This is a genomic window from Mycobacterium sp. ACS4331, assembly GCF_001667265.1.
Classification (GTDB): domain Bacteria; phylum Actinomycetota; class Actinomycetes; order Mycobacteriales; family Mycobacteriaceae; genus Mycobacterium.
In genome coordinates this window covers 110,029-116,176 of record NZ_LZHW01000010.1, presented here as the reverse complement: position 1 = coordinate 116,176, position 6,148 = coordinate 110,029, and the positions used below count along the sequence as shown (strand labels likewise).

Annotated in this window: 4 protein-coding genes; 1 reads left to right on the top strand and 3 read right to left on the bottom strand. The window is 68.2% G+C overall.

Going from position 1 to position 6,148, the window contains the following annotated elements; translation table 11 throughout:
* Positions 1 to 1,943, bottom strand: a 1,943-nt coding sequence (locus A5727_RS27775; RefSeq protein WP_197507570.1) for a potassium-transporting ATPase subunit KdpA, incomplete at its 3' end; no start/stop codon positions are given.
* 619 nt (positions 1,944 to 2,562) lie between these two features.
* On the opposite strand from A5727_RS27775, the gene groL reads away from it, so the two are divergent.
* Positions 2,563 to 4,188, top strand: coding sequence for a chaperonin GroEL (gene groL / locus A5727_RS03235; RefSeq protein WP_068244347.1), 1,626 nt, complete (start codon positions 2,563 to 2,565; stop codon positions 4,186 to 4,188).
* A gap of 182 nt (positions 4,189 to 4,370) precedes the next feature.
* Here the strand turns inward: groL and A5727_RS03230 are convergent, their stop codons facing one another.
* Positions 4,371 to 5,690 carry an MFS transporter gene (locus A5727_RS03230; protein WP_068244344.1) on the bottom strand — a complete coding sequence of 440 codons (1,320 nt, stop codon included), beginning with the start codon at positions 5,688 to 5,690 and terminating at the stop codon, positions 4,371 to 4,373.
* Between the two features lie 62 nt (positions 5,691 to 5,752).
* Complete coding sequence (locus tag A5727_RS03225; protein ID WP_068244341.1) at positions 5,753 to 6,127, bottom strand: hypothetical protein; 375 nt, start codon at positions 6,125 to 6,127, stop codon at positions 5,753 to 5,755.
* Positions 6,128 to 6,148: the final 21 nt, after the last annotated feature.

Here is a 6,148-nt window from a genome sequence, read left to right as displayed (position 1 = left end):
CAGAGGAGGTTCCAGAAGGGGGTGTTGCTGGAGAGTCCCGCCATGGCGGAGCTGTTGTTCGCCGCCGCGGAGGTGAACTCGTAGAGCGCCTGGGTCATCCCGCGGAAGCCGGTATGACTGAGCCCCGCCGTCCCGGCCTTCGTCACCAGGGCGAGCGCCGTCGGCAGGAGGATGATCACCGGATGAACTAGGACCACCAGCGCCAGGAGCGAGATCTCCCGTACTTCTAACTTCTTGCCCAGGAACTCCGGGGTCCGCCCGACCATCAACCCGACCAGGAAGACGGTCAGCATCCCCATCGCCACCAGGTTCATCAGGCCAACGCCGATGCCGCCAAAGATCGAGTTCAGCATCATGTTGAGCAGGGTGACGAAGAGGCCGAGCGGGGTGAGGGTGTCGTGCATGTTGTTGACGGCGCCGGTTGAGGTCGCCGTGGTCGCCATGCTGAAGAGGCCGGACTGCCAGAGGCCAAAGCGGACCTCCTTCCCCTCCAGGGACGGCCCGGGCACCCCCAGGTTGTGCAGGACCGGGCTCCCCTGCCGCTCCGCAAAGAGCATGATGCAGAGGCCGCCGCGGCCGCCGTCGCCGCCCACGCTGAAGAACCAACCGCTGGCGTTGCCGCCGTGACCGCCCGAGCCCGCGGTCTGGCCATCGGCGGCCGCGCCGCCGTCACCGCCGCGGCCGCCGATGCCCATGAAGGACCCGCCGTTGCCGCCGTTGCCGCCGTTGAGGCCGGCCCAGCCGGCTCCGCCGAGGCCGCCGTCACCGATCCAGCCGGCATCACCGCCGTTGCCGCCGGCCACTCCGGCGGCGACACCGTCATAGCCGTCGCCGCCGTCGCCGAACCAGCGGCCACCGTCGCCGCCGTCGGGGTTGTCGATGGTGCCGTCGGCGCCATTGCCGATCAGGTACTGCCCGGAGATGGTGTTGATCAGGCCCGCGATGCCCGAGCCGATCGGGCTGACGATCCAGAACTGCTGCCCGATGGCATGAATCGGCTGGTAGATCAGCCAGTTGACGATCTGGGTGGGATCGAGCAGCGCTGAACTGGCCGTGGGAACCGCCAGCGACGTGGGGACGCTGAGTGCCGCAGGTGCGGCGTCGTCGGTGTCGGCGATGTAGGCCGACTGACGACGGACCCAGGCCAGCAGCGCCCAGACGCCCGGCATATCCGCCGGCGCCGTTGGCGCGTGCGGGGTCAGCGTGGTGCCGAGGGTGACTGCGGAGAGCAGTCCGCTGATGGGGGCGACGATTCGCGCCGTCGGCGCCGATGCCGGTTCAGGGGCGTCCAACGAGGTGATCTGCCTCAGGACGGGCCCGGGCAGTCCGGACCGGCTCGCGTCAGCGGCGGTGCCGATGTCGTGTGGTGTGTCCACCGGTGAGGGTTTGGACAGCGCGGCGGCCACATCTGCGGCCACCTCTTTGATTCCGCTCGGTGCGGCGGCAGGGGACAGCACGTCAGCCGGTGCGCGCCAGGGGCGTCTCGTCGGCTCCGCCGTCGTGGCGGACTTCGCCGCACCCGCGCGCTCGAACGTCGGAAGTTCCGGGAGCGAAAGGGGGCCCAGCGGGCCGGACGTGGCGCGGTCATCATCGGTGTCGGTGGGCTTGACTCCGGCGCGCCGGGCGGCGTCGTCGAGGGTCTTCTTGACTTCGGCGGCACGCTCACGCAGGCGCTCCTGGACCTTCTCGCGCACAACGCGCGGCGAGTCGAGCGAGAGCCCCGGTCGGCGTGGCTTCCCGGCGGTGGTGGTGTCCTCGGAGGCTCCGCCGGCCGCACCGGCTCCCCCGGAGCCGGGGTCGGAGCCAGCACCGTCGGCGGTGCCCTCGGTGTTGACCAGCCGGACGTCCGCCGTCACCGACAACATCGTCGGAGAATCCGGACCCAGGAGCAGCATCACGCCCGCCCCCGCCAATGCCACGCTCGCCAATCCCGTTCCGACCATCGAGTGCACACGACCGCGCCCGTGAGCCGAAGTGTTCCTGTTCGACACCAATCCCCCCTTAGCTGTGATTTGTAACGCATCCGTCATTTAGTGTGTGGAAGCTAACAATATTCGTGATCAAGATCACAAGTCGAATCGCCGAAAAACTACCTCCACTGCGCGGAGGGGGAAGGGGGCCGATCCCGCCAAAATCATGCGTGACATGGGATTTGATGGTGATCCTGGCGCAGATCGGCCAATCTTGAATCGTGCGCCGATTCGTCCCGCGGATGGTGGTGTCCGAGGCTTTGAAACGTGTTCTGGTGCTCCGGCGTGGCCCTCGGCGGGGTTGCTTTGTGGGGCTGTGGCAAACCCCGGTGGGAACCGAACGGGCGGGGATCTCCGGTGTGGTCGCGATGCCGTGGAAGGCTGTGTTTTCGCCGCGTTTCGCCCCCGGCGCAGAACCTTGCACTCGCAGGGTTCGAGTGCTAAGAATGCAGTTGGCACTCGCGACCAGTGAGTGCTAGGTCGGGGCGGCGAGGCCGAAGGTCCGCACTGCGGAGCACACCCCAAGCCGTCCGTCGCGGGCGCTGATCCGACCAGTAGACGTGCATCCCCAATCCGGAGGAAACACTTCGCAATGGCTAAGACAATTGCGTACGACGAAGAGGCCCGTCGCGGCCTCGAGCGGGGCCTGAACAGCCTCGCCGACGCGGTAAAGGTGACGCTGGGCCCCAAGGGTCGCAACGTCGTCCTGGAGAAGAAGTGGGGCGCCCCCACGATCACCAACGATGGTGTGTCCATCGCCAAGGAGATCGAGCTCGAGGACCCGTACGAGAAGATCGGCGCTGAGCTGGTCAAGGAAGTCGCCAAGAAGACGGATGACGTCGCGGGCGACGGCACCACGACCGCCACCGTGCTGGCTCAGGCTCTGGTTCGCGAAGGTCTGCGCAACGTCGCGGCCGGCGCCAACCCGCTCGGCCTGAAGCGCGGCATCGAGAAGGCCGTGGAGAAGGTGACCGAGACGCTGCTGTCCTCGGCCAAGGAGGTCGAGACCAAGGAGCAGATCGCTGCCACCGCCGGCATCTCCGCGGGCGACCAGACCATCGGCGACCTGATCGCCGAGGCCATGGACAAGGTGGGCAACGAGGGTGTCATCACCGTCGAGGAGTCCAACACCTTCGGCCTGCAGCTGGAGCTCACCGAGGGTATGCGCTTCGACAAGGGCTACATCTCGGGCTACTTCGTGACCGACGCCGAGCGTCAGGAAGCCGTCCTGGAGGATCCCTACATCCTTCTGGTCAGCTCGAAGGTCTCGACCGTCAAGGATCTGCTGCCGCTGCTGGAGAAGGTCATCCAGTCCGGCAAGCCGCTGCTGATCATCGCCGAGGACGTCGAGGGCGAAGCCCTGTCGACCCTGGTGGTCAACAAGATCCGCGGCACCTTCAAGTCGGTGGCCGTCAAGGCTCCGGGCTTCGGTGACCGCCGCAAGGCGATGCTGCAGGACATGGCCATCCTCACCGGTGGTCAGGTCGTCAGCGAAGAGGTCGGTCTGTCGCTCGAGACCGCCGACATCTCGCTGCTGGGCCAGGCCCGCAAGATCGTCGTCACCAAGGACGAGACCACCATCGTCGAGGGCGCCGGTGACTCCGACGCCATCGCCGGCCGCGTGGCCCAGATCCGTGCCGAGATCGAGAACAGCGACTCCGACTACGACCGCGAGAAGCTGCAGGAGCGCCTGGCCAAGCTGGCCGGCGGTGTTGCGGTGATCAAGGCCGGCGCTGCCACCGAGGTGGAGCTCAAGGAGCGCAAGCACCGCATCGAAGATGCCGTGCGCAACGCCAAGGCCGCCGTCGAGGAGGGCATCGTCGCCGGTGGCGGCGTGGCTCTGCTGCAGTCGGCTCCGGCGCTCGATGAGCTCAAGCTCACCGGCGACGAGGCCACCGGTGCCAACATCGTGCGTGTCGCGCTGTCGGCTCCGCTGAAGCAGATCGCCTTCAACGCGGGCCTCGAGCCCGGCGTTGTCGCCGAGAAGGTCTCGAACCTGCCCGCCGGCAGCGGCCTGAACGCCGCCTCCGGCGAGTACGAGGACCTGCTCAAGGCCGGCGTCGCCGACCCGGTCAAGGTCACCCGCTCGGCGCTGCAGAACGCGGCGTCCATCGCGGCGCTGTTCCTCACCACCGAGGCCGTCGTCGCTGACAAGCCGGAGAAGGCCGCCGCTCCCGTCGGCGACCCGACCGGTGGCATGGGCGGCATGGACTTCTGAGTCCAGCTCTATTTGCGGAAAGCCCCGGTGCGCTTGGCGCACCGGGGCTTTTCTCTGTGGTTGGGTGCTTGGCGGCGGCCGCTGGCGGGCTCCCATCGCCCCGTTTTGTGCGGAATGGCAGGCTTCGTCGAAAGGCCTGCGAAAGCGCACAGGACTTCAGCCATGGCGCCTGCCCGGTCTGATTACAGCTCGGCCAGGGGCCTGGGCCGCAGCGCCAACGTCGCGGCCACACTGATCACGGCCGTCGCCACCAGGTAGCCGCACGCGATCCACGGTGCACCGCCGCCCGCGGCGATCAGTGCCGTCAGGATCATCGGCGTGATCCCGGAGGCGAACACGCCCGACAGCTGATACACCGTCGACAACCCGGTGTAGCGGATACGAGCCGGGAACAGCGACGCGTACAGCGTGCCCTGGGCGCCGTAGAACAGCGCGTGGATGACGCCGAAGACCAGCAGCATCCCGATCGCGTACAGCCAGAGGTTCTTGGTGCCGAACAGCGCGAACACCGGGAACACCGCGACCCCGTAGGCCGCGATGCCCGCGACGTAGACGCGCTTGGGGCTGAACCTGTCGGCCAGCAGACCGGACACCGGCAGCAGCGCGGCCATCAGAAGGGCCGCGGCGGTGACGGCGATCAGGACGGGGACCTTCTCCAGCTTGAGCGTGCTGGTCGCGTAGGCGATCGCGAAGACGCCCCAGGTGTTGAACGCCGCCCCCTCGCCCCAACGTGACAGCATGCCGAGCACCGTGGAGCGCAGGGCCGGCGGCCGGAACACCTCACGCAGAGGCACGGCGGCCCGGTCGTCTGTGTCGCGCACCTTCTCGAAGGACGGCGTCTCGGTCGCCTTCAGCCGCACCACCACGCCGAAGATCACCAGCACGATGCTGAACAGGAACGCGATCCGCCATCCGTAGGTCAGGAACGCGTCGTCGGGCAGGGCGATCTGCAGCAGGGCGAAAACGCCGGTGCCCAAAGCCAATCCGAGTGCCAGCCCCACCTGCGGGATGCTGCCGAACAGGCCGCGACGCCGCGCGGGACCGTGCTCGACGGCCAGCAGCACCGCACCGGCCCATTCGCCGCCGAGGGCGAAGCCCTGCACGATGCGCAACAGCAGCAGCAGGATGGGTGCCAGCACGCCGATCTGCGCCGCGGTCGGCAGCACACCCATCAGGGCCGTCGCACCGCCCATCAGCAGCATCGTCATGGCCAGCGTCTTCTTGCGGCCGATCCGGTCGCCGATGTGGCCGAACACGAAGCCGCCGATCGGGCGCACCACGAAGCCCACCGCGAACGTCGCGAACGACAGCATCGTGCCGACGAACGTCGACTGATCCGGGAAGAAGGCGTGGTTGAACACCAGGCTCGCGGCCGTGGCGTAGAGGAAGAAGTCGTACCACTCGATGGTCGTCCCGACCAGGCTGGCCCACAGCGCGGTGCGGGCCTGAGCGGAGACGGGGGCGGAGGGGTCGGGTTCGACCGCGGTCGTGGTTACAGACACGTGGATCGAGTAAGCCGAACTCCGCGCATCATCGCCAGGGTTACGCGCAGCGTGATCCGAACTCAGTCCCTGACGGGCAGGCAGTCATGCAGGTGCCCTTTGGCCGCGGCCGCCGACTGCGGGGCGGCACGGCGGTGCAGCACGGCGCGGGCCGGCACGACCCGCAACCCCGTGTCGGAGACCTCGGCCTGCCCGTCGACGATCAACGAGTAGCCCCCGGCATCGGCGGGTGGCCAGATCACCGTGACGGCGGTGTGCGCCCCCGCGTTGCGCCGGGTGGTGTCGCCCACCGTCCCGACGTCGAGGGCCCCGTCCACCAGGACGGGGGAGACCGCCACGGTGTGCGCGCGGAAGTCGTCACCGACGGTGATCAGATACCCGAAGGGAAAGTCGGCCAGGGTGTCAGCCAGCTTGTCCACATCCACCTTGACGCTCATGAGCCGAGGATACGTCTGCGC